23 protein-coding genes and 1 tRNA gene are annotated in these 24,074 nt (G+C 35.3%); 6 read left to right on the top strand and 18 right to left on the bottom strand.

Annotated features, from left to right (window positions below):
• Positions 1-53 precede the first annotated feature (53 nt).
• Positions 54-1,433, top strand: coding sequence for a hypothetical protein (locus EKL97_RS12365; RefSeq protein WP_126568986.1), 1,380 nt, complete (start codon positions 54-56; stop codon positions 1,431-1,433).
• Between the two features lie 264 nt (positions 1,434-1,697).
• Here the strand turns inward: EKL97_RS12365 and EKL97_RS12360 are convergent, their stop codons facing one another.
• From EKL97_RS12360 to dnaE, 16 genes are all read right to left on the bottom strand, one after another.
• A complete protein-coding gene (locus EKL97_RS12360; RefSeq protein ID WP_126568985.1) occupies positions 1,698-1,961 on the bottom strand; it encodes a hypothetical protein in 264 nt (87 codons plus the stop codon).
• A gap of 57 nt (positions 1,962-2,018) precedes the next feature.
• Positions 2,019-3,002, bottom strand: coding sequence for a DUF3871 family protein (locus EKL97_RS12355; RefSeq protein WP_126568984.1), 984 nt, complete (start codon positions 3,000-3,002; stop codon positions 2,019-2,021).
• Positions 2,986-3,876 (bottom strand): AAA family ATPase, encoded by an 891-nt coding sequence (locus tag EKL97_RS12350; RefSeq protein ID WP_126568983.1) that lies wholly within the window; start codon positions 3,874-3,876, stop codon positions 2,986-2,988. Before EKL97_RS12350 ends, EKL97_RS12355 begins: the two co-directional genes overlap by 17 nt.
• Before the next feature lie 111 nt (positions 3,877-3,987).
• Positions 3,988-4,332 carry a hypothetical protein gene (locus tag EKL97_RS12345; protein WP_233588583.1) on the bottom strand — a complete coding sequence of 115 codons (345 nt, stop codon included), beginning with the start codon at positions 4,330-4,332 and terminating at the stop codon, positions 3,988-3,990.
• A 153-nt stretch (positions 4,333-4,485) separates the two neighbouring features.
• The gene (locus tag EKL97_RS12340; RefSeq protein ID WP_126568981.1) at positions 4,486-4,911 is read right to left on the bottom strand and encodes a hypothetical protein; all 426 of its coding nucleotides are present in this window, start codon (positions 4,909-4,911) and stop codon (positions 4,486-4,488) included.
• A 55-nt stretch (positions 4,912-4,966) separates the two neighbouring features.
• Entirely contained in the window at positions 4,967-5,338 is a 372-nt protein-coding gene (locus EKL97_RS12335; protein WP_126568980.1) for a hypothetical protein, read from the bottom strand.
• A gap of 45 nt (positions 5,339-5,383) precedes the next feature.
• The gene (locus EKL97_RS12330) at positions 5,384-5,821 is read right to left on the bottom strand and encodes a hypothetical protein (protein WP_126568979.1); all 438 of its coding nucleotides are present in this window, start codon (positions 5,819-5,821) and stop codon (positions 5,384-5,386) included.
• A gap of 95 nt (positions 5,822-5,916) precedes the next feature.
• Positions 5,917-6,126 carry a hypothetical protein gene (locus EKL97_RS12325; RefSeq protein ID WP_126568978.1) on the bottom strand — a complete coding sequence of 70 codons (210 nt, stop codon included), beginning with the start codon at positions 6,124-6,126 and terminating at the stop codon, positions 5,917-5,919.
• 67 nt (positions 6,127-6,193) lie between these two features.
• Positions 6,194-6,514 carry a hypothetical protein gene (locus EKL97_RS12320; protein ID WP_126568977.1) on the bottom strand — a complete coding sequence of 107 codons (321 nt, stop codon included), beginning with the start codon at positions 6,512-6,514 and terminating at the stop codon, positions 6,194-6,196.
• A 28-nt stretch (positions 6,515-6,542) separates the two neighbouring features.
• Entirely contained in the window at positions 6,543-6,932 is a 390-nt protein-coding gene (locus tag EKL97_RS12315) for a hypothetical protein (RefSeq protein ID WP_126568976.1), read from the bottom strand.
• A gap of 611 nt (positions 6,933-7,543) precedes the next feature.
• Positions 7,544-8,752, bottom strand: a complete 1,209-nt coding sequence (locus EKL97_RS12305; protein ID WP_126568974.1) for a site-specific integrase — start codon at positions 8,750-8,752, stop codon at positions 7,544-7,546.
• A gap of 288 nt (positions 8,753-9,040) precedes the next feature.
• Positions 9,041-9,114 (bottom strand) — tRNA-Asp (locus EKL97_RS12300).
• Positions 9,115-9,200: 86 nt separating this feature from the next.
• Entirely contained in the window at positions 9,201-10,127 is a 927-nt protein-coding gene (locus tag EKL97_RS12295) for a DUF58 domain-containing protein (protein WP_126568973.1), read from the bottom strand.
• Between the two features lie 163 nt (positions 10,128-10,290).
• Entirely contained in the window at positions 10,291-10,608 is a 318-nt protein-coding gene (gene trxA, locus EKL97_RS12290) for a thioredoxin (RefSeq protein ID WP_126454285.1), read from the bottom strand.
• 352 nt (positions 10,609-10,960) lie between these two features.
• Positions 10,961-11,824 (bottom strand): outer membrane beta-barrel protein, encoded by an 864-nt coding sequence (locus EKL97_RS12285; RefSeq protein ID WP_126568972.1) that lies wholly within the window; start codon positions 11,822-11,824, stop codon positions 10,961-10,963.
• 177 nt (positions 11,825-12,001) lie between these two features.
• Positions 12,002-16,537, bottom strand: a complete 4,536-nt coding sequence (dnaE, locus tag EKL97_RS12280; protein ID WP_126568971.1) for a DNA polymerase III subunit alpha — start codon at positions 16,535-16,537, stop codon at positions 12,002-12,004.
• A 639-nt stretch (positions 16,538-17,176) separates the two neighbouring features.
• Between dnaE and leuC the strand changes: the two genes are divergently transcribed.
• The 4 genes from leuC (at position 17,177) to leuB (ending at position 22,216) form a co-directional block, all read left to right on the top strand.
• Positions 17,177-18,571 carry a 3-isopropylmalate dehydratase large subunit gene (gene leuC, locus EKL97_RS12275; protein ID WP_126562146.1) on the top strand — a complete coding sequence of 465 codons (1,395 nt, stop codon included), beginning with the start codon at positions 17,177-17,179 and terminating at the stop codon, positions 18,569-18,571.
• Positions 18,572-18,751: 180 nt separating this feature from the next.
• A complete protein-coding gene (gene leuD / locus EKL97_RS12270; RefSeq protein WP_126457513.1) occupies positions 18,752-19,348 on the top strand; it encodes a 3-isopropylmalate dehydratase small subunit in 597 nt (198 codons plus the stop codon).
• Between the two features lie 129 nt (positions 19,349-19,477).
• A complete protein-coding gene (locus tag EKL97_RS12265) occupies positions 19,478-21,058 on the top strand; it encodes an alpha-isopropylmalate synthase regulatory domain-containing protein (protein ID WP_231507411.1) in 1,581 nt (526 codons plus the stop codon).
• A 96-nt stretch (positions 21,059-21,154) separates the two neighbouring features.
• Positions 21,155-22,216: a 3-isopropylmalate dehydrogenase gene (gene leuB, locus EKL97_RS12260; protein ID WP_126454295.1), complete on the top strand. Its 1,062-nt coding sequence runs from the start codon at positions 21,155-21,157 to the stop codon at positions 22,214-22,216.
• A 97-nt stretch (positions 22,217-22,313) separates the two neighbouring features.
• On the opposite strand, the gene EKL97_RS12255 is transcribed toward leuB, so the two are convergent.
• On the bottom strand, positions 22,314-22,676 hold the full coding sequence (locus tag EKL97_RS12255) for an RNA recognition motif domain-containing protein (RefSeq protein ID WP_126454296.1): 363 nt from the start codon (positions 22,674-22,676) through the stop codon (positions 22,314-22,316).
• A gap of 154 nt (positions 22,677-22,830) precedes the next feature.
• Positions 22,831-23,307 (bottom strand): DUF6252 family protein, encoded by a 477-nt coding sequence (locus tag EKL97_RS12250; protein WP_126568970.1) that lies wholly within the window; start codon positions 23,305-23,307, stop codon positions 22,831-22,833.
• A 200-nt stretch (positions 23,308-23,507) separates the two neighbouring features.
• Between EKL97_RS12250 and EKL97_RS12245 the strand changes: the two genes are divergently transcribed.
• On the top strand, positions 23,508-24,062 hold the full coding sequence (locus EKL97_RS12245) for a 30S ribosomal protein S16 (protein ID WP_126454300.1): 555 nt from the start codon (positions 23,508-23,510) through the stop codon (positions 24,060-24,062).
• Positions 24,063-24,074 lie beyond the last annotated feature (12 nt).

Genomic DNA, 24,074 nt, shown 5'->3' with positions numbered 1-24,074 from the left:
CTATTGAAGAATTTAACAATCAAATTAATTACAAAAATGTAGCTTAACTTAATGTGCAGTTTTTATTTGCATATCCAAACACTAATATTGGAACTGCATTAATCTTAAATGAATTTAGTGCTGACGAAATCAAACAATTTTCAAAAAGATTTAGAAACAAACCTGATATTGAAATTGAGGTTGTTAATAAACCTTTTATTCCAAAAGGAAGTTCTGTAAATCTCTCCAATATTAATAAGCAACGAGAGTACATGAATGATACTCTCGAGTATCACAGAATGTCCTTAAACAACTCGGATTATAATTTTGATTTTGATTATTCCTATGACAAAGAGAACCAAGAATTAATCGCACCTATAGAATCTATTAATAGAATTTTAGACGTTTTTATAAGACAGGAGAGTCTGTTAATAGACAAAGCAATTGATTCTATTTTTTCAGCGGATGATCTAGCTGACCTTTTAAATGAATACGATGATATTGATGCGGAAGTTATTTCAGATTATACTGAAATTGACACTACCAAAATCAAGATGAATGACACTAATTGGGATACAAAAACTAAAGATTTAATTGAAGATTTCAGTAAAAATACTGATGCCTACATCTCTGCAATGCGCTCAAGAAACATTCAAGATTGGAGCTCTAGAAATAGAATTAAAAATTTAACACGAGAAGAATTAAGAAATGACATTCAATTTTCAATTCAAATCAGTAAAAACATAAAATCTGCTGTCTTTTTAAAAGAAATTTTACCTTTATTTTTGAAGTATAGAATCAACTTTAAAAACACTAAAGATTTTTTAAGCTATCTTAAAAACTCAAATTTTAAAACTCAAAGTATCTTACCCGTTACTCTATTACTAAATGAATTGTTTTTAGAATATTACGGGATTTCTGAGAATAAAGTGTTTTTAGGAAGTAAACATTTTTTGAAGTTAAAGGATACTAAGAACTTTATAAACTTATCGATTGAAGCCCAAGGACTATTGATATTAATTAAGAAGACTTTTGATTATTGTGTAGGTAAGAATAATATACAAATTAAAGATTTACGTGCGAATCTAGAACACGACAAAGAGGTTATTGAAGCAATTACTAAAATTGGAACTTTTTCTAAAATTGAATCCGACTTATTAAAGATAAACAAAAATTCATTTGAATTTTCCAATGACAATCTGGTCAAATCATTAGTTAATAGCATTTTCTTTGTAGAAACTAAACGTTTAGGGAAAGGGAAGATTGTAAGTTCTGTCTTTAAAAGCTCGTTGCCTTCTTTACATTCAAACGAAAAATTGAACTTAAGTAATCGTTCTGTTTTATTTTATGATGGAGAAAAACAAATTGAGATTGTTTTTGGAACTCTATCTCCAATTGAAGAAAACAACAAGTTTCTTAATAGTTATGATTTAATATTACAAGAACCAGAATAGAGATTTTTAAAAGCAGGGTGGACATTTTTATTGTTTTTAAATAACCCTATATATAAAGAAAAGACAATTGTGTACACCTAATTTTGTAATTCATTCATAATATTTTTTTTTAAATTGTAAGAGACAAGGAGAAGTAATAAAAAAACTTCTCCTAATCCTTACTGTTTTTGTATACTACGCTTTTTCAGTGGTTTTTTGATAAAGGAGAACCGTCTCAAAAGATTGGTTATTCAAAATTCAGCATAACTCCTTGTTTTATAATAGCTACTCTGTAAATTCCTCAATAAGGATTTCAAAAGAGTGGTAATGGTACGCATTCCCTTCTATAATAAAAATTGTTTTTAATTCTGTTGTTACTTTAACCTCGCTAACCCAAACTAATTGCCCTTTCCTTAGCAGTCCAACGTTGGATAAGACCTTGACTCTGAAAGGGCAAAAAAGTAATTTGAGCACATTGTAATAAGTAATTACATAAAGTTCCTTAGGCGAACTGTATTTTAACACATCTGCTAATTCATGGTCTTCCATAATTTCTTCTTTCTCTACCTCCCGTAAAGTATTCCTTACCTAACAAAAGAGCTATGATTAATAATGGAGGAACCAATTGGGAATGTTGTTTTGGATCGATTTACCTAGGTCGTTGATTAGTTGGTACGCGTTGACATTCCGCTCTAGATTATTATCGATGTAAGATGATTTATTAGCTTCGGTAAATAAGTTATAAAGATTCCAGAAACTTATCGAACCATCGGGACTTCTTGAGAAGTTGGGACACTGGTAATAGTCTTTCACAATGTTGTTTATCTGACTGTCATTCAGTGAAATTGGGAAGATTGATTTCTGTGTGTGCTTGTCTAAGTGCGTAAACATTCTGAATTTTCCAATTAAGTGTGCAAATTGCGTTTCAGACAACTTGTATTCAATCATTCGCTCCATCATTTTTAGATGATTGTCTCTCTTGTAATTAGAGAAAAGTTCAATCATTTTGTCTTCTAACTCATGTATAGAAGATATCCTTATTTCATTGGAAAAGCCATCAGTACTAATGCACAGGTTGGTACACACCTTATTTTTGAAACCAATAAAGACTTTAAATTTCTCCATTGATTTTTTGGAATAAAGGTTCTCCTGATTATAGGCTCGCACTCCGCCAATGCTCAATGTAAGCTCATTTCCGTTCACAATTTGCTTTGTCGAGGGTAAATCTATAATGAAGGCGCATCGTTCGTAATAAATGGTTTTTTCGTGTTCTTCAAGATCCTTTGCAGGTTTTCCGATTGCTGATGGAATTCTTCCTTTTACTACGTGGCTAACTCTAATATCAGGTGTTTTCTGAAGTACACCAGGCAGTAATTTTTGAATTATTTGTTGGCATTTATCTACAAACTGGAAATGGCTAATTGTAGACTCGTTATCCTTTGAGAATACAGGGATTATACAATCTTTTTCCAAATGGTCTAAACTGACTATTTCAGTATTGGCTTCAATAAAACTACTTGATGGTTTGTTTATTATCTCGTTCTCATCTACTAGATGCTCGTTGATGCTACTATTAAGTACTAATTCCATGGTTCTCTTCAATTAATGGTTTTACAATTTCTTTTTCGTCGATTAGGTGACTAGCGATGTTTTCTATCTGGTTTTTTCTATTCATAATGGCATTGTGAATCTGCTTTTGAAGCGAAGGATATTTTGAATACACATGCTTCAATCCCTCAAGATTCTCACAAGCATTGATTTCAGACATCGCTATTTCAACTGAAATCCCCAGATTACACCATTCAATAAGTTTCTTTCCGGTGGATGAATTAATAATGAATTCGGGTTTCCCAGAGAACAAACCAGTTCTATCTTTAGAAGCGGTAACAAGATGATTGTCATTTATAAGCTCAAAATTGACTGTCAGCTCATATTCGAAGCCGTCTCTTGTTATTTCCTTCGTACCTAGCTTCATTACTTTAGTCTTACCGTTGCCGTCTTTATCAAGACTGTAATCCGTTTTGCGTCGTACAGTAGTAATTACGTGGCAGTTTGAATTAAGAATTTTATCGATAAAGGCTTGATGACGCGGAGTTATTTTAGCCCAATCTTGGAATCTTCCTCCAAGTTGTTCATGTAGTTCTAAGCAACCTCCTTTGCCAGACCATTCGTGTGTAATGCTGTCAATTATTACTACTTCAATTTCTTCTTTCTCGCAAACCTCAATGGCCTGAATATAACGCTCTGGAGCGTATGGCTCATTCAACGACAATACGTTAAAATCTCCTAAATGAGAGTAGAGACTGGCACTGTTGTTTTCTGTATCGATTATAGCTATTTTAGTCCAATCGTTAGTGATTCCGTAAGCTAATAGTAATGCTGAATAAGATTTACCAAAGCCACTTGCTCCGCTTAAACCCAGTCTTAATTTCACTTGGTTTCTTTGTGCTTTTTGTAATTTCATACTGATATTATTTGATGTTGTTATTGGTCGTTATTCGACATAATAAAATTATTGTTATAAAAAAAAAGGAACTCCTTTTGAGAGTTCCTTAATTACTTATAGTGAGGTGTTTTAGTACACCATTTCATTTTTCAGCACGTTGCTTTCTACGATACTTTCTTCTTCTGAAAGATATTCGTATCGGTGCGACATTTTGATGATTTCACCCGTTTCTCGAATGGTAAATTCATAAGGGTCAACAGTTACCTTTTTTATCGTTCCGGGCATTTGAGTTCCTAGTAGTGCCTTACAGGCTGGTTCGTTAAACGTACACGGTACTTTAGTTGTTCGCGCTGTAAAGTACGTCTTTCCAGTTTCTTTACTTTTGACAGATTCAATTCCTCCTTGTACTTCAAGAGCATAAAAGGTTTCTCCATTCTCTCTTTGATATTTTTTGTAATCTACAATTGTAACCATAGTCTTTATAATTTTAAGATTAAACATTGACGGGCATATCCCAAATTATAAAATGAGTAAGGGGTGAAGTGTTGTTTGACTCGCGTGTGACTTTAAAAAAAAATTTATATAATTTTTGAAGAGGTTTAGACAGGAATAAATTATCAGTTTGTCTTAATAAGGTGTTTTTGATAAGTTTTTAAATACGTAAGTTGTAAAGTATTCTTTACCTTCTCTTGTAATTTTGTCTTGATTTATAATTGTTAGAGTTCCATTTGTCTTTAGTGAGTCTTCCAAAAAATAATGATTTTGTCCAGAGGTACCTTTATCCACGTAAGAAAGAAGACCATCATTTAGTTTGTTGATGAATTTTAGATCAAAACGCATCATACCATCTTCGACTTTTAAAAAGATATAATAGCTTTTAAAAAATGTATCGTATTCAACTGTTACATTTTTTCCCATTGGAATTTCTTTTAACAATTCGTGTTTATTATTGAAAATGTAACAAAATGCCTGTCCTTCATTGTAATTGATTTTATCTTGAGCGTAAGCGATTGTTGAAAAGAATAGTACTGCTGTAATAATTAGTTTATTCATTTTTAGATAGATATTTGTTTTGAATTTAAAATTGACTTTCAGATTAGAGATTAGTTTAATTGTTTTTTAGCCTTCTATTGTACTTTCGAACTCCTTTATTATAAAGTTTAGTTGCAGTATTAATATACCATTCAGCATCGTTTAAACTCATATCCTCATCTAATTTTGCTAGATACCGTCTTACTTCATAAATATTTTGTCTAAACTCATCGTCAACATTCAATTTTAGACTTTCAGTTGTTAGTTTTTCTAATTCTTCTATATTATTTGCAATTCGTTCTTGCTTTTGTTTCGCTAATGCTTTGTAGTAATTAGGATCAAGGTTAGGAGTAAATGTACCAGTAGAAACATTAGAATAGCGATTTGTTTGAGAATATCCGATTGTGGTAAATAAAACCAAAATCAAAAAAATAAATTTATTTTTCATTTTATTAGTGTTAATTTAAATTTTTATTTTTAAGAATATTTTAAATTATTGTTTTGGGTAAAACACTAAATTTCCAGAATAGTCTTCTTTGTAGGTTCCAAGTACATTTCCGTATTTATCTTTTTTCACAGTATTTCCAGAATAATCTTTAGAGTACGTATAAAGGACATTCCCGTACTGGTCTTTTTCTACTGTGTTTCCTGCATAATCTTTAGACTTTGTAGTTTGAGTATTCCCGTATTGATCCTTTGTCACGGTTCTACCTGAATAATCTTCTGATTCAGTTTTAATAACATTTCCGTATTTGTCTTTCCATACCAGTTTTCCTGAATAATCGGTTGAAGCAATAGCTATGACATTGCCATATTCATCTTTAGCAATAGTATTTCCGGAATAATCATTTGAGTAGGTAATCTTCTGATTTTGACAAAAACTTAAAGTTGTTACTAATAAAAAGGTCATTGTTAAAATTAATTTTTTCATCTTACTATAAATTGTTTCCTGCCTACTCTATACAGTTTTCAGCTCCCCTGTTCTTGAAATTGTTTTCTTTAATAATGAGGTTAAATAATCCGCAATTACTTATTAAACGTCTTAAGTATTCCATAGCCAACCGCACCAACCGCAATTAAAATAACTAAAGCACCAATACTCTCTCTAATACCTCCCATAAAGCTCTTACCATCCATCATTCCAGACAAACCCCATAGTGGTAATAAGAATAGTAATATGATTGCTATAACACCAATCTTTGCGCATCCGCTATTGTCTTTTTTTTCTTCTGCCATAATTCTTTTTAAGTATTTATTGAGTAATTCTTATATTTTAGTTTTATCAAAGTGACTTTAATTTATCTTAAAAGGGCATTACGCCTAAATACATTAGATTGTTGTTTTCTTTAACTACGATTGAAAGGAGGGGATATTTATGGGTATTGTCATAAAAGTTGTAATTAAGCACTTCTTTATCTGTGTCCAAAGTGGGCTGTTCTATTTTCAATGTAAGTTGTCCTTCCGAACTTTCATGAGCATGATTAAGCATTCCTTTAAAAAATTGATAGAAACCTTCCTTGTTAGGTGCTTCTGTCTCTACCTCCCCTGACATTAGAAAAGGTAAAAATGATTCCGGGTTATTATTGATGCATGATAAAATCAATTCAGCCTTAATTTTTTCCATTAATGTTGTTTCATTGTTTAGTTTTTAATTAAAACCTTAATTCATTCTGAAGCAGTAATTTTTTTCCGTCACTGAATATGAATATAGCAACTGGATTTAGTCCTTCGTAGTAGAACTTAAGTGCCACTCTTTCTTTAGTTCTTCTGTTTATTAATAAAAAGTAAATCAAATGAGTTCCAGTAGCGTCATTTGTGAATTCCTCACACGGACTTTCCGATTCGAAGTATGCTTCGTGATTGTTAATGATTAATTTTATATCACCGTAGTTAGGAGCATTTAGTACAATAAGGGTAGATTTATTTTCTTTGAAAAGTGTTTCGAATCTTGTATTTAATGACCGAGTGAAATTGTGTGTTCCAATTTGAGAGAACATCGAAGTTGATACTAGCATCACTAGTAATAATAATATTTTCTTCATAATTTGGGATTGTGTTAATTTATTTTGCTTAAAGGAATGGTCATTTGGAAACAAAGGAACACGTATTACTTCCTGCTCACAATACCCACTTTTAGTGATTTGTTAGCAAAGTAATTTGTTTTTAAATCATTCCATTACGGGTTTCCTCATTCTTTAAAATAAACCGCAATTCTTTTAGATTATTCATAAGGTCTTTCTTCCTCGCTTTTAGATTAGTGCATTATATCTTTCATGGATTTTCTATCAGTACACAAATCTAATTCAATTTTCGACTTATAAGTCGATAGGTGAAGAGAATTTTGATTTAGTCATTTGTTTTCTTTGTTCAATGCAGAAGCATCTAGAACAGATAGAATTTGAATTAGTCAAAAGGATATACAAAGAGTTCCTTGTAAAATTCGATGGGAATAAATCTGAGTTTGCCAGAGCTGCACTATGTTCAGAAACTACCGTAAGGAGAGTCTTTAGAAATGAACAACGAATGACTGTTGATTTACTATTGAGATTCTGTTTTGCTTTGGGTATAGATGTAAATAAAATTTTTGAAGGGATAAATATTTTAAATGAAAAATAAGCCTAAAGCGCATTAAATACCTTAGACTCATTTTATACTATTTCAATTTATCTTTTAGATTAGCCATTGCTTCACTAACTTTCTTCTGCACTACCTTCCCGTAACTTTCCTGTGTAATAACCATGTTAGAATGCCCCAGCAGTTCTGATACAATTTCCATTGGGACATCATTGTACAATAGGACAGTTGAGGCAAAGGTTTTTCTGGCAATGTGATGAGTAAGATTTTTTTCAATACCTACTATTGAAGCTACTTCTTTTAAATAAGCATTAAATTTAGGATTTGAAAGTCTAGGAAACACGTCTTCCCTAGATTCATTCTGATAAATCTCAATGATGTTTCTAGCCTGTTGAAGCAATGGAACTCTATAACATTTTTGGGTTTTATTTCGCCTTATATCAAGCCACAATACCCCATCGAATCCTTTAATTATATCAGATTTTTTAAGATTTGCCATTTCTGTAAAACCCAAACCTGTATAACAACAGAATATAAATAGATCCTTAATTTGTTGTACTCTTTTGATTTCAAAAAAATGATTTTCTAGTTTTTGCAATTCAATATTATCTAGATAAACAACCTCTTTTTTTTCTCTTTTAGCCTTGTATAACATAAAAGGATCTTTGGCTAAATAGTTTTGACTTATAGCAAATGTCAATACTTTTCTGAACCTTTGAATAGCCTTGTTTAAAGTGCTTAATTGTAATCTTTTTTCAGTTTTTAGATAGTACTCATACTCCGTTATAAAGTTGGAATGAATATCTTTTAATTTAATATCAGAAGACTTGAATTTCCATTTTACAAAATCATTCAAATGAGTGAGTGATTCTTCATACTTTTTGTAAGTTACTAGTTTTATCTCAATGTTAACAAGCTTTTTTATTCTTACTAAGTAAAGTTTATAGACTTCAATTAATCCTACCTCTTTTTTAAATGGTACTCCTTTGTATTGACTCATCAATTTATCAATCGTAAAGTCTGGACTGTTAACTTGTAGATACAAAAAAGCCTGATTAATTTTACTTTTAATCAGGCTTAATTGGGCATTAACAAATGTATTTTCTTCATTAGGTGGTTTGGCTTGTTGTAGCTTACTAAACCAGTGATTAGGGTTTATAAAAAACCCAGTTGCAAATTCGTAGCGTTCTTGGCTATAAGTAATCCTGCATCGTATAGAGCATTTTCCCGATTGATTTAATCTACTTTTTGCAATAAGAAAAAGTATTTTTATTTTAGTTGTATTCATAATTTTTTGAATTTTTTGTGTTGTTGAAGAATTGAATAGGATGCACACCTTTTTAAAAAAGGATGCACACCTAAAAGTGAGCCTTTTTCCTCTTAAGATTGAGGAAATTTAGCTATTTGAGAAATAGCCTTAAATCAAAAAAGCTATCCACAAAGTGGAAAGCTTTTCATTGGTCTAACTACTAAACCCGCTACGAGTTACAAATTCGCAGCAAACAACACAACTAACGTTAAAAACCTTTTAGGGGCAAAAAAGCCTTTCTGTTACGAAAGGCTTTCCCCAATATTGCGGTCTGGACGGGACTCGAACCCGCGACCCCATGCGTGACAGGCATGTATTCTAACCAACTGAACTACCAAACCTCTGCGTTATTGCGGTGGCAAAGATACAATAGATTTCCGTTTACGCAAGTGTTTTTTGAAAAAATAATTGATAAAAAACCGTACTATCACCCAAAGTTTTGTTTTTCAACCAAGTACGTCAGTACTATTTTTTCAAAACTTTCATTCACACTCACCGGAATGTACTTTATTCGGTTTTGAGAGCACGTTAAAGCCAACTTATTGAAGTACATTTCTACTTGTTTTTCATATTCCTCCTTCACATTATCGGCAAAAACTGCTACTTCCTCTCCTGTTTCTATATCAATAAACTTTCGCGGGGCGTTATCAAAGTCAAAATTAAGCTCTGTTTTATTGTCAACAACATGAAACAAAACCACTTTATGCTTGTTGTGTTTCAAATGTTGTAAGGCATCAAACAGCGCTTTTTCATTACCGGATTGAAACATATCGGTAAATACAATAATCATCGAACGGCGGTGGATTTTCTCGGCTATTTGATGCAAGAAAGTAATTGCATCCGTACTTTTAGTAGTCGCAGATTTCTCTAAAAGTCCTTCAAGCGCATTCAAAATCATTCGATGGTGGCGATCACTGCCTTTTTCAGGCGCGTAGTACTCGTAACTGTCCGAAAACACACTTAGTCCCACAGCATCACGTTGCTTCTTCAAGAGATTCATTAATACTGCCGAAGCCAAAACTGAAAAACCAATCTTATTCTCAAAAAAATTCTGATTCTCTTTCAATTTCGGATAATGCATCGATGAGGAATTATCAATGATAATATGACACCGCAAATTTGTCTCTTCTTCAAATCGCTTGACGTACAAGCGTTCCGTTTTGGCAAACAGCTTCCAATCAATATGTTTGGTACTTTCGCCTGCGTTATACACTTTATGCTCCGCAAATTCAGCCGAAAATCCATGAAACGGACTTTTATGCATTCCAGAAATAAATCCTTCCACCACTTGATGCGCCAGCAATTCCAGATGCTGGAAACTAGAAATTTTCTCTATTTGCGATTCGATCTTCATATCCCAAATATATTAAAAGATTGAACGATTTAAAAATTAAACTATTACAGAAACTCAATTTAGGAACTGAAATAAATTCAGCTTAAACAAAAAAAAGGCTTGACTCTCGCCAAACCTTTTCTCTGAATCCAGTACAGATCCTATATAAATCATAATCTACTGATTACAACAATGCGTCTAAACTATCCGCGTAGGTTTGCTTTGGAGCAACTCCTACTTGCTTTCCTACTACTTCTCCGTTGTGAAAAACCAAAACAGTTGGTATATTTCTTACTCCGTATTTGGCAGCAAATTCTTGATTTGCATCCACATCTACTTTTCCTATCACTACTTTTCCTTCGTATTCCGTACTCAATTCATCAATGATTGGTCCTACCATTCTACACGGCCCACACCAAGCAGCCCAAAAGTCCACCATTACCGGTTTGTCAGATTTCAAAACCAATTCTTCAAAATTCGCGTCTGTTATTGCTAATGCCATACTATTTTATTTAATGTTTATCTTTTGAATGTTTAAAATTTTAAACTAAAGTACAAATTTAGAAATTAAAAACAAATCAAACACTATTCCTGAATTAGTTTTGACTATTAACACATTGCCAATTCTTATTCAATACATTCAGTGTGCCTCCATTTATTACTTATTTGGAGCTATTTCCTGCTGTACGCTGTATTCCAGATTAACAAAAACTACGGCTAAAAAAGCCTTGTTTTTCTAAATCGGGAGATGCCGCTCCCATCAGGGCTAGGGGTTTCCTGAAAACTAGAATATTTATTCCTAAAAAAAGACCGTCATTTCAGATAGTCTTTTTAAAAAATCTAACTTTTTGTGTTTATAAACTGTATTTTACTCCAAGTGTTAATCCCAATCCGCTGATTCCGACATAAGAACTCAGCTCATCCGTAGGTCTGGAAGTATCCACGGTATTAAACTGAGCGTTATTAGAGTTACTGTCTAAACGGTCTGAATAATTCGAATGTATCTGAGATATTGTACGCGTATTCAATCGATCTACTCCATTAACCGTAAATTCCGTTGTTTCTTTATCTTTTCCATGAACAGTAAAGTTACGGTATTCCAATTCTGCAAAAGCCGAAAGGTTTTTGGCCAATTTATACGAAGTCCCTAACGCCGCTTGAAAACCTACTGTAGGATTTGGCTTGATGACATCCTTGCTAAATACATTTACACCAGCGCCAGCAACGGCATTTGTTTCAATCGTCAAATCCCCGTGAACAGGCACAATTACCCCAACTTTAGAGTAGGTTTCAAATCCTTTTACTTCTCCCAGAAAAAACACAATTGCAGGAGCTAAATCAAAAGCTCTAATTTGCCCAACGGATCGCAGTGTTGTAGCGCCATCATCGACTCTTTTGACCATTGTTTTATCCGTACTATTATAATAATTGATTCCCATTTCCAGACCCAAACGATCCGTAAAACGGTATCCAACACTGCCAGATGTGCGGAAGCCTTCTCCAAAAGACCCCGTAACACTCTCCTCTGAAACTAAATCGCCTCCTACATAAACTCTACTTAGTGCAGACTGGCCTCCAACAGTGGGGAATTCAGTTGCGGCTGTCTGAAGAAAATAGGATCCTCCTAATTTAAAATACCAACTTTCCTTTTTTTCCGTTTGCCCTATCACAATCATAGAACAAAACATAAATCCAAATAAAAATAAATTCTTTTTCATGATTATTGTTGTTTAATTCACACAAACATAATGTAAATTTACCCAACGATTCCGGGCTTTTTAGGCCGTAAAAAGCGCAAACAACAGTTCTGTCAAACGCCAAGCTAAATTTTTACTGTGCGCGCATAATTTTAACAAAAACAACACTAAAAAAAATTAAATTTAACTGTTAAAAAATCAGTTTAACTTAAAATTAATTTGCATTTTTTCCAGTTCAACCAACAATTCATTTGAAATTTTCACTTTCAATTTTCTGCTTGGCATGGTCAGTTTAGTCACTACTTTTATTTCTTCTACTTCAGTTGCCGTACTAATTTCGGGATTTCCTGATTCTAGAGAATCGGTTTCCTCATTTTCGTCTACAAAAACGGCTTCTTCATTTTCCGGAAGTACTACCACATTTTCTACTAATCGCTTTATTTTTTCCAACTCCATAATTTCAAAAGCTACAGTATTATCGCCTTTGTTTTCTTGAAAAATATGATTTAACTTATGGATAAATTCCGCCTCTAAATCATTAATATTCAATAGTAAAATTAGCTTTTTAGCAAATGTAGTCAGGACATCCTGCAGGTATTGCACCAGCACAAATTGTAATCTTGGATCCCCTTTTTTTCCAGTATCCCGATCCGTCCAGCCTTCCTTGACCATTACTTTCATGAACGTAAAATTATTCTGAATCAGAAAATGGCGAAACTTCAAATACTCCTCCCCAAAAATCCGAAACTCATAACTTTCATCGTACCCTTCTAATGTAAATATGCCCCAGCCTTTTCCGTTTTTGGCAACACGATGTTGTACATTATTGATAATCCCCCCAAAAGTCAAATTTTTACTGACATGCAATTCCATGTTCTTGAGTGCTTCTAACTTGGCATTGCAAAAATATTTCATTTCAAATTTGTAATCGTCCAGCGGATGCCCAGAAATATAAATCCCCACCACTTCTTTTTCTTTGGCTAATTTTTCCATTGTGCTCCAATCCTCACAAGGCGGAACAACAGGTTCTTCAATTTGCACATCACTACTTTCGCCAAACAAACTTACTTGAGCTGAATTTTCATTTTCCTGAAATTTAGCTCCGTACCGAATTGCTTTTTCGTAAAAGGTAATTCCATCGCCATCATCATGAAAATATTGTGCTCTAGTAGTTCCTAAAAACGAATCGAAACCACCCGCCAAAACCAGATTCTCCAATGCTTTTTTATTGGCCGCACGCAAATCAATCCGTTTGGTCAAATCAAAAATAGATTTGTATTTTCCGTCTTTTCTATTTTCCACAATCGTAGCCACAGCGCCAGAACCTACACCTTTTACAGCTCCCATCCCAAACCGAACCGCATAATCATCGTTTACCGTAAATTTATAAAACGATTCATTCACATCCGGTCCTAAAACCTGTAATCCCATGCGTTTGCATTCTTCCATAAAGAAAGAAACTTGCTTGATATCACTCATGTTATTGGACAAAACCGCAGCCATATATTCAGCCGGATAATTCGCCTTCAAAAATGCCGTTTGGTAGGCAATCCAGGCATAACAAGTCGAGTGTGATTTATTAAACGCATATTCTGCAAAGGCTTCCCAGTCTTTCCAGATTTTCTCCAGTTTATCTTCAGGATGCCCTTTGGCCGCAGCCTGACTGATAAATTTAGGTTTCATTTTATCCAAAACATCCTTTTGTTTTTTTCCCATCGCTTTACGCAAAACATCCGCATCCCCCTTTGAGAAATCCGCTAGTTTCTGGGACAAAAGCATTACTTGTTCTTGGTAAACGGTAATTCCGTAGGTGTCTTTTAGTAATTCTTCGCAGGCGTCAAGGTCATAAATAATTTCCTCTTCACCGTTTTTTCGCTTGACGAAACTTGGAATATAGGCAATTGGCCCCGGACGATACAAGGCATTCATGGCAATCAAATCGGGAAATACTGTAGGCTTTAATTCCTTCATGTATTTTTGCATTCCCGGACTCTCATATTGAAAAATTCCTACAGTTTCTCCACGCTGGAAAAGCTCGTAGGTTTTCAAATCATCAATAGGAAACTCATCCGGGTTCAGGTCAATTCCAGTTCTGTATTTTACTAATTTAACCGTATCTTTTATCAGAGTAAGGGTTTTCAAACCCAAAAAGTCCATCTTTAACAAACCGGCACTTTCCACCACCGAGTTATCAAACTGGGTCACATACAAATCCGAATCTTTGGCGGTTGCTACAGGAACAAAATCAGTAATATCACTTGGCGTAATAATGACACCACAGGCGTGAATTCCTGTATTTCTAAGATTCCCTTCTAAAACTTTGGCTTGCTGAATGGTTTCTCCGCCCAAATCATCTTCATTAGCAAGTCCTATTAATTCCTTTATTTTATCATACTCTTCGGGACGAACGGCCTTCTTAATTACATCGTCCTTTTCATTTAAAAAACGAGCTAAATTCCACTTAGAAGGCATCATTCCCGGAATCAATTTGGCTATTTTATCGGCTTCAAACAAAGGTAAATCCAATACACGAGCAGTATCTCGAATCGCTGATTTGGTAGCCATTTTACCATACGTGATAATTTGCGCCACCTGTTTCGAACCGTATTTACGGATCACATAATCCATTACGCTACTGCGTCCTTCATCATCAAAATCGATATCAATATCGGGCAAAGACACCCGATCCGGATTCAGGAAACGCTCAAAAAGCAGGTTGTACATCAAGGGGTCAATATTGGTAATCTTCAAACAATACGCCACCACCGATCCCGCCGCAGAACCCCTTCCCGGCCCTACAGAAACGCCCATGCTTCTCGCCTCAGCAATTAAATCCTGCACAATCAGGAAATATCCTGGATATCCTGAATTAGATATCGTCAACAATTCAAAATCAAGTCGTTCTTGAATTTCTTCGGTCATTACGGGATATCGTCTTGTTGCTCCTTCAAAAGTAAGGTGCCTCAAATACGCATTTTCTCCTCGCACCCCACCATCAACAGCATCTTCCGGATTATTAAATTCAACCGGAATTTCAAATTTTGGCAATAAAACTTCCCGTGCCAAATCGAAAATTTCAATTTTATCCACAATCTCCGAAATATTTGAAATTGCTTCGGGCAAATTTGCAAAAAGTTGTTTCATTTCGTCTCCCGACTTGAAATAATATTCCTGATTGGGCAATCCGTACCGATACCCTCGACCACGACCAATAGGAGTGGTTTGCTTTTCGCCATCACGCACACAAAGCAAAATATCGTGCGCATTCGAATTTTCCTTATCTATATAAAAGGTATTGTTTGTCGCTATAATCTTGACATCATGCTTTCTGGCCAATGAAATCAAAGACGCATTCACCCGATTTTCATCTTCCTGATTATGACGCATCACCTCAATGTAAAAATCTTCCTTGAATTCGTTTTTCCACCAAAGCAAAGCTTCTTCAGCTTGGTTTTCACCAATATTTAAAATCTTATTTGGAATTTCACCATAAAGATTTCCGGATAAAACAATAATATCTTCTTTGAATTCCTGAATGACTTTCCTATCGATTCTTGGCACATAATAAAAACCTTCGGTATACGCAATGGAAGACATTTTAGCCAAATTATGGTACCCTTTTTTGGTCTTCGCCAAAAGTACTATCTGGTAACCATTGTCTTTAATTTTTTTGTTTTTATGGTCCTCACATACAAAAAATTCACAACCTACAATAGGTTTCATCGGAACTTCAGTAGGTTCATCCCCATTTTCAATCGCCTCTTTATTCTTGGCTTCAGCCACTTTATTATGATATAAAATATCGCGGACAAAATGAAAAGCACCCATCAAATTCGCATGATCGGTCATGGCAACTGCCGGCATTTTTTGTTGTGCCGCCGCTTTTACCAATGCTGCAATACTGATCGTCGATTGCAATACCGAAAACTGCGTATGATTATGCAAATGCACGAAAGGCGCATCAATAAGTACTTTTTTATTCTCTGAAAGTTCTGCTTTCGAAACTGTCGGCGCTTGTTTTTCGCCAAACTGCTGACGAATTTTATCGGACGCTTCCTTTAGATTAATATGTTTTAAACCTATGAGTTTAATCTCACTTGGATTCTTGCTTTGAAAATCTTGAAAATAACTGCCCGGAACGTCGAGCTCCTCTTTTGTAAAAACATCACGACGAACTAACTCTAAGAAACAACGCGTAGTTGCCTCCACATCGGCAGTGGCGTTGTGCGCTTCACCGAAAGGTTTATTAAAAAGATACGAATGCAATTCCGTTAGCGTAGGCAGTTTAAATTTACCGCCACGGCCACCTGGTAATTTTAATAACGAAGCCGTAACTTCTGTACAAGTATCCAGAATTGGCATCGAGCTCATTTGGCTCTCCACTCCCATTCTGTAAAATTCGCACCCCATAATATTGATATCAAAACCTAAATTCTGACCCACTATAAATTTAGCTTTGCCTAAAACAGCATTGAACTTTTCTAGCACTTCTGCCAACGAAATCCCATCGGCTTCCGCCAATTCTGTAGAAATACCGTGAATTCGTTCGGCATCAAACGGAATATTAAACCCTTCGGGCTTGATCAAATAATCCTGATGCTCAATCAGTTTACCCATATCGTCGTGCAACTGCCACGCGATTTGAATACATCGTGGCCAATTATCCGTATCTGAAATGGGTGCGCCCCAACGTTTTGGTAATCCTGTGGTTTCGGTATCGAATATTAAGTACATAGCTGGATTTGAAGAGTTTGTGATTTTAAAAAATCGCGAAAAATGAATTTCAAATTTAGTTTTTTTAGAGTAGAATAGAAGTAAATTATCAACAAAAAACAAAATTATTTTCTAAGGCTATTCTCCTATTAAAACTACGATCACTTTCAACAAATCAGTTTGATTGCATCTTATTAAAAGATAAAAAGACGACATATTGCTTTTTTGGATGTCGTAGTATTTCATCAAAAAAAAACAATGAAATACCGCTAAAAAAAATGTTGTTTACTACGAAAACCATTTTAAAAAACAACTGTCACAAAAGTGAATTAGTGAATTTAAAATTAAAAAAAAGTTGCTTTTCATACCATTTAATTAAATATTCGTAAATATAACTGCATTTAAGAAGCCTAATTTAACGATTCAATAAACATCAAAAAACTCAACAAATTGATTTTTTATTAGATCTAAATAAAAAACTACCGTACAAAAAAAAAGTAAAAAGACAAAAATCAACAAAGAAATATCCGAATGGGATTTTGGGTATCGTATATAATGGAATATTGATACGTAAAGCCTTGATTGTTTTTTTAGCTTTGTCTTTATTGTTATCATCTTAGCCTTTTGGGCTATAAACAAAACACATTAAAACATATTAAAATGAGTACTACATTATTTGACAAAGTATGGGATTCGCACGTGGTGCGCAAAATTAAAGACGGACCAGACGTATTTTTTATTGACCGTCATTTCATCCATGAAGTTACTAGTCCTGTAGCTTTTTTAGGTTTAAAAGAACGAGGCATTTCAGTATTATACCCAGAGCGCACTTTTGCTACTGCAGATCACAACACACCAACTATAAATCAACATTTACCGGTTGAAGACGCATTGTCTGCCAATCAACTCAAAGCATTAGAAGAAAATGCTGCTGAATACGGCATTAGCCATTGGGGTTTAGGAAATCAAAAAAATGGAATTGTTCATGTGGTGGGTCCTGAAAACGGAATTACCTTACCCGGAGCAACCATTGTTTGTGGTGATTCACATACATCAACTCACGGAGCTTTTGGCGCCATCGCTTTCGGAATTGGGACGTCTGAGGTTGAGATGGTACTTTCTACCCAATGCATTATGCAACCTAAACCTAAAAAAATGCGCATTAATGTTGCCGGTAATCTTCAATTTGGGGTTACTCCCAAAGATGTGGCACTTTATATTATATCTAAATTATCGACTTCAGGGGCTACCGGCTATTTTGTGGAATATGCAGGTGAAGTTTTTGAACACATGACCATGGAAGGCCGTATGACCGTTTGTAATTTAAGTATCGAAATGGGTGCTCGTGGCGGAATGATCGCTCCAGACCAAACTACTTTTGATTATTTAGAAGGACGTTTGTATACTCCAAAAGGGGATGATTGGAATAAAGCAGTAGCCTATTGGAAAACATTGAAAACAGATACTGATGCCAAATTTGATGAAGAAATCAACTTTGAAGCATCGGATATTGAGCCTATGATTACCTACGGAACAAACCCAGGAATGGGATTGGGAATTTCTAAAAGCATTCCAAACTCAAAAGACGTTGCCGAAGGAGAAGAAACATATGCAAAATCTTTAGGATACATGGGATTTCATCAAGGAGAAGCCATGATTGGAAAACAAATTGATTATGTTTTCTTAGGAAGTTGTACCAATGGTCGAATTGAAGATTTCAGAGCTTTTGCCTCCATTGTAAAAGGACGCCAAAAAGCGGATAATGTTACCGCTTGGCTGGTTCCAGGATCACATGTCGTAGAAGCACAAATTAAAGAAGAAGGAATTCTTGAGGTATTAACCCAAGCTGGTTTTGTTTTGCGTCAGCCAGGATGTTCCGCTTGTTTAGCAATGAATGACGATAAAGTTCCTGCCGGAAAATATGCGGTAAGTACTTCCAACAGAAACTTTGAAGGACGTCAAGGACCTGGCTCAAGAACGTTGTTAGCAAGTCCGTTTATGGCTGCTGCTGCCGCTGTAACTGGAGTTTTGACAGATCCTAGAGAACTTCTTTAAAAGAATTCAGATTGAAGATTAACGATTTTTGATTGCAGATTTCGTTAGTGTCAAAATCCAATTTGGATTTTTAAAATCAAGATTAAAATAGTAAAAAAATAAAAACAGTAGCGATTAAAGATTTATTTTCAAAACAGGAAATCAAAAATCTAAAATCGTTAATCAAAAATCAAAAATCAAATGGCTTACGATAAATTTAATATTCTTACCAGTAGCGCAGTTCCGCTTTCTATCGAAAATGTAGATACGGATCAAATTATTCCCGCTCGATTTCTAAAAGCAACCGAACGTGTTGGTTTTGGCGACAACCTTTTCCGTGACTGGAGATACAATAATGACGGAACTCCGAAAGCTGATTTTGTACTGAATAATCCAATCTACAGCGGAAAAATTCTTGTTGGAGGCAGAAATTTTGGTTCGGGTTCCTCAAGAGAACACGCTGCTTGGGCGGTTTACGATTATGGTTTTAGATGTGTGGTTTCTAGTTTTTTTGCTGATATTTTTAGAAATAACTGCCTGAATGTTGGTGTCTTACCAGTTCAGGTTAGTGCTGGATTTGCAGAAAAAATATTTAAAACTATCGAAGAAGATCCAAAAACGGAACTAGAAATTAATCTTCCAGAACAAACCATTACCATTAAAGCAACTGGCGAAAAAGAATTTTTTGATATTTCGGGTTATAAAAAAGACAATATGATCAATGGTTTTGACGATATTGATTATTTGCAAAATATAAAATCAGAAGTGGTGGAATTTGCCAATCAACTTCCTTACTAAACATAATCCGAAAAGGTATTGGCTAAAGATTTTCTTTGGGTTCTCCCCGAAGCAACTGTTTTTAGTTTTTGATAAAAACAAGATATCCCGATTTCTGATTCATGAAATCGAAATCGAATCCCATTTATAATGAAAAAAAGAAAAATTGAAATAATGGATACGACGCTCCGTGATGGTGAACAAACCTCCGGAGTCTCCTTTTCTGCTGCAGAAAAATTAACCATTGCACAATTATTACTGGAAGAGCTTCATATTGACCGAATCGAAGTTGCTTCGGCTCGTGTAAGCGAGGGTGAATTTCAAGGAGTGAAAGGAATTATGGCTTGGGCCGAAACAAAGGGATACAGCAGCCGAATCGAAGTTTTAACTTTTGTTGACGGCGGCCTTTCTATTGAATGGATGAAAAATACCGGAGCTAAAGTTCAGAATTTACTAACCAAAGGATCGCTCAACCACTTAACCCACCAGTTAAAAAAAACACCCGAACAACATTTTTCTGAAATTGCGCAAGCCATAGCCTTAGCTCAGGAAAATAATATTGAGACCAATGTATATCTGGAAGACTGGAGTAACGGAATGCGTAATTCCCCTGAATATGTATTTCAATATTTAGACTTTCTAACTAAGCAACCGGTCAAAAGAATCTTATTACCGGACACTTTAGGGGTTTTAATCCCTTCTGAAACTTTTGAATTTATTGCAAAAATTATAACGAAATACCCTGATACTCATTTTGATTTTCATGCGCACAACGACTACGATTTAAGTATCGCCAATGTAATGGAAGCCGTAAAAGCTGGTATTCAAGGGCTTCACGTAACTGTTAACGGGATGGGAGAACGGGCTGGAAATGCACCCCTTGAAAGCACTGTTGCGGTAATCAATGATTTCTTACCCGAAATAGAAATTGGCGTAAAAGAATCTTCGTTATATTCTGTTAGCAAATTAGTAGAAACGTTTACCGGATACAGAATCCCTGCAAACAAACCTATTGTGGGCGACAATGTATTTACACAAACTGCTGGTATTCATGCCGATGGTGATAATAAAAACAACCTGTATTTTAACGATTTACTACCGGAGCGTTTTGGCAGAAAAAGAAAGTATGCCCTTGGTAAAACCTCTGGAAAAGCCAATATCGAGAAAAATCTTCAAGAATTAGGCCTTCAATTAAACCCTGAGGATTTAAAGTTAGTTACCCAAAGAATCATTGAATTAGGAGATAAAAAAGAAACCGTTACTAAAGAAGACTTACCCTATATTATCTCTGATGTTTTGGACAGCCAAACCTATCAGGAAAAAATTGTTGTTGAGTCCTATATATTATCTCATGCAAAAGGCATGCGTCCATCGACTACTTTATCTTTAAAAATAGATGGTGAAATCATTGAAGAGCACGCACAAGGAGACGGACAATTTGATGCTTTCATGAATGCATTGGCAAAAATATATAAAAGCAAAAACTTAGAATTGCCAAAACTGATTGATTATGCCGTACGAATTCCACCAGGAAGCAGTTCTGACGCCTTATGCGAAACCATAATCACCTGGACAAATAATGAAAAAGAATTCAAAACCAGAGGGCTGGACTCTGACCAAACAGTTGCCGCAATTATAGCAACCCAAAAAATGCTGAATGTAATCCCAGCCCCAGCCCTCCACGAAGGCGAGGGAGCCAAGCCGAAATTGGAGCTTGAAAATTTGAAATAAAATTAAAGAAATACAACACAAACTACAAACCCAATCCTTCAACACCCAGTCTCCCTTTCCTTTGGAGGGGGCTGGGAGGAGGAAAACACAATTAATATGAAATTAAAAATAGCCCTTTTAGCCGGAGACGGAATTGGACCAGAAGTAATCCATGAAGCCGTAAAAGTTTCGGATGCGATCGCTAAAAAATTCAACCATGAAATCATCTGGACTCCTGCACTTACAGGAGCTTGTGCCATTGACGCCGTAGGAGTTCCTTATCCTGATGAGACTCACGAAATTTGTATGGCTGCTGATGCTGTTTTATTTGGAGCCATTGGCCATCCAAAATACGATAATGATCCAAGCGCTCCGGTTCGTCCAGAACAAGGTTTGTTATTAATGCGTAAAAAACTAGGGCTGTTTGCTAATGTTCGCCCAACATTTACATTCCCCTCTTTGATTGACAATTCTCCTTTAAAAAGAGAGCGTATTGAAGGAACTGATTTAATCTTTTTAAGGGAACTTACCGGCGGAATTTATTTTGGAGAAAAGGGAAGAAAAGACGGTGGTGAAACAGCGTTTGACACTTGTACCTATACCAGATCAGAGGTAAAACGTTTAGCTAAAAAAGGTTTTGAACTAGCAATGACTCGTACTAAAAAACTATGTTGTGTAGACAAAGCCAACGTAATGGAAACTTCTCGTTTGTGGAGAGAAACCGTACAAGCAATGGAAAAAGACTATCCCGAAGTTACGGTAAGTTATGAATTTGTGGATGCCGTAGCGATGCGTTTAGTACAATGGCCAAATTCATATGATGTCTTGATTACAGAAAATTTATTTGGAGATATTTTGACTGATGAAGCTTCAGTGATATCCGGATCAATGGGATTAATGCCTTCTGCATCCGTTGGAGAACATACTTCATTGTACGAACCCATTCACGGATCCTATCCACAGGCCACAGGCCTAAATATTGCCAATCCATTAGCGACCGTATTATCTGCTGCAATGATGTTTGAAGATGCCTTCGGCTTAAAAGAAGAAGCGGCTGCGATTAGAGCTGTAGTCAACAAATCACTCGAACAAGGAATTGTAACTGAAGATTTAGTTGCTAAAGGGGCTAAGGCATACAAAACTAGCGAAGTAGGTGACTGGTTAGTTGCTAATTTGTAAAATCCAACCCCTTTCCTCTGGGAGAGGGCTGGGGTGAGGAAACAAAAAAGGTGTCAATTTACATTGACACCTTTTTTTATAGTTGTAGAGAAAAATATTAATATCCACCTCTGTTTCCACCACCACGGTTTTCTCCACCACGGCTGTTTCCACCACCATAACCACCGCGAGATTCTCCACCACGACTGTTATTGTTAAAACTTCTTCTTTCACCTTCTGGTTTAGGCTCCGATTTGTTTACAACGATTGCACGTCCTTGAACAGTAGCACCATTCAATTCATCAATAGCCTTTTGAGCTTCTTCATCATTTGGCATTTCAACAAAACCAAATCCTTTACTTCTTCCAGTGAATTTATCAGTAATAATTTTAACTGAATCAACTGCTCCATAAGCCTCGAAAGACTCTCTTAAATCTGCTTCCTCAATACTGAATGGAAGACTTCCAACAAAAATATTCATATGTTCTTATTTAAATAATAAAACAAATGTACTGCTATTTTTTTTGCAATCTACTATAGATTAGCTTATTTATGTTTTTATTTTAAATTCAAAAAGAAAATGAAGCTACTAAAATACCCAACTCCTGCAATTTAAGAATCTTAACCGTGTGAATTTAGGGAACCCGCAGACTTACCGGAACCTTATAAAATACGCCTTGCTGAAAATTTAAAGCAGCGCCTGTTGACGGATTGCTACTTGTATTTTCGGCTCTAAATTTAAAAGTACCTGTAACCGTAAGACCCTTCTCATCATAATCAGTAATTACTATTTGCCCGCTACCCATGTCAATACCTGTTGCAAATGAAACATCGCTTCCTCCAGTCAATACGTAAACAGCTGTCTTGGAATTACTGGTTCCCAATGGATACACTTGAGGTGATATGGAGGTTGTCTTCAAAGTCAAAACCTCATTTCCAGTAAACCCTTCAATTACTAGTGAACCATCAGAAGCTAAAGTCGCTTTGGAAGCTGTCGCTCTCCAAAACACATTGTCTTTCCTTCCTTGTAAAGAAGGAGTATTAAAACTCACCTCTTCCGCACATGAAATCATTAAAAAAAGTACCCCTAGAAATATCAAATATTTTTTCATAAAACCTTCTTTTACTAACAAAAATAGGGCATTAATGCTAAAAAAAAACATAACAGGACAAAAAAACACGAATCAAAACCACCTACAGTGCACTGCCACAGATTAAAACCACAATCCAATTAGTATTTATCAATAAAAAAGGTATCTTTGCACCTCTTAATTAACAGAGGTCGAGTACCTCAAAATTTAATCACAAGATTATGTCAGTAAAAATTAGATTACAAAGACACGGTAAAAAAGGAAAACCTTTTTACTGGGTTGTAGCTGCAGATGCGCGCTCAAAAAGAGATGGTAAATACCTAGAAAAAATTGGTACTTACAATCCAAACACAAACCCAGCAACTATCGACTTAAACCTTGATAGTGCAGTAAAATGGTTGCACAATGGTGCTCAACCAACAGATACTGCTAAAGCGATTCTTTCTTACAAAGGAGCTTTATTGAAACATCACCTTGACGGTGGTATCCGTAAAGGAGCCTTAACTCAAGAACAAGCGGATGCTAAATTAAATGCTTGGTTAGAGGCAAAAACTGGAAAAGTAGATGCTAAAAAAGACGGCTTAACAAAAGTGCAAGCGGATGCTAAAGCTAAAGCTTTCAAAGCAGAACAAGATGTGAATGCAAAACGTTTAGCTGCAGCTGCTCAAGCAGAAGCTGACGCTATCGCTGCTGCAACTCCAGCTGTTGAAGAAGAAGTTGCTGAAGCTGAAGAAGCTCCTGCCGCAGAAGAAAATAACGAAACAACTGAAGCATAATTTTAGAAGGCG

The sequence above is a fragment of the Flavobacterium sp. LS1P28 genome, assembly GCF_003970335.1.
Lineage (GTDB): Bacteria > Bacteroidota > Bacteroidia > Flavobacteriales > Flavobacteriaceae > Flavobacterium.
Note: the sequence above shows the minus strand (reverse complement) of the source record. Positions and strands in the feature narration are given on the sequence as shown.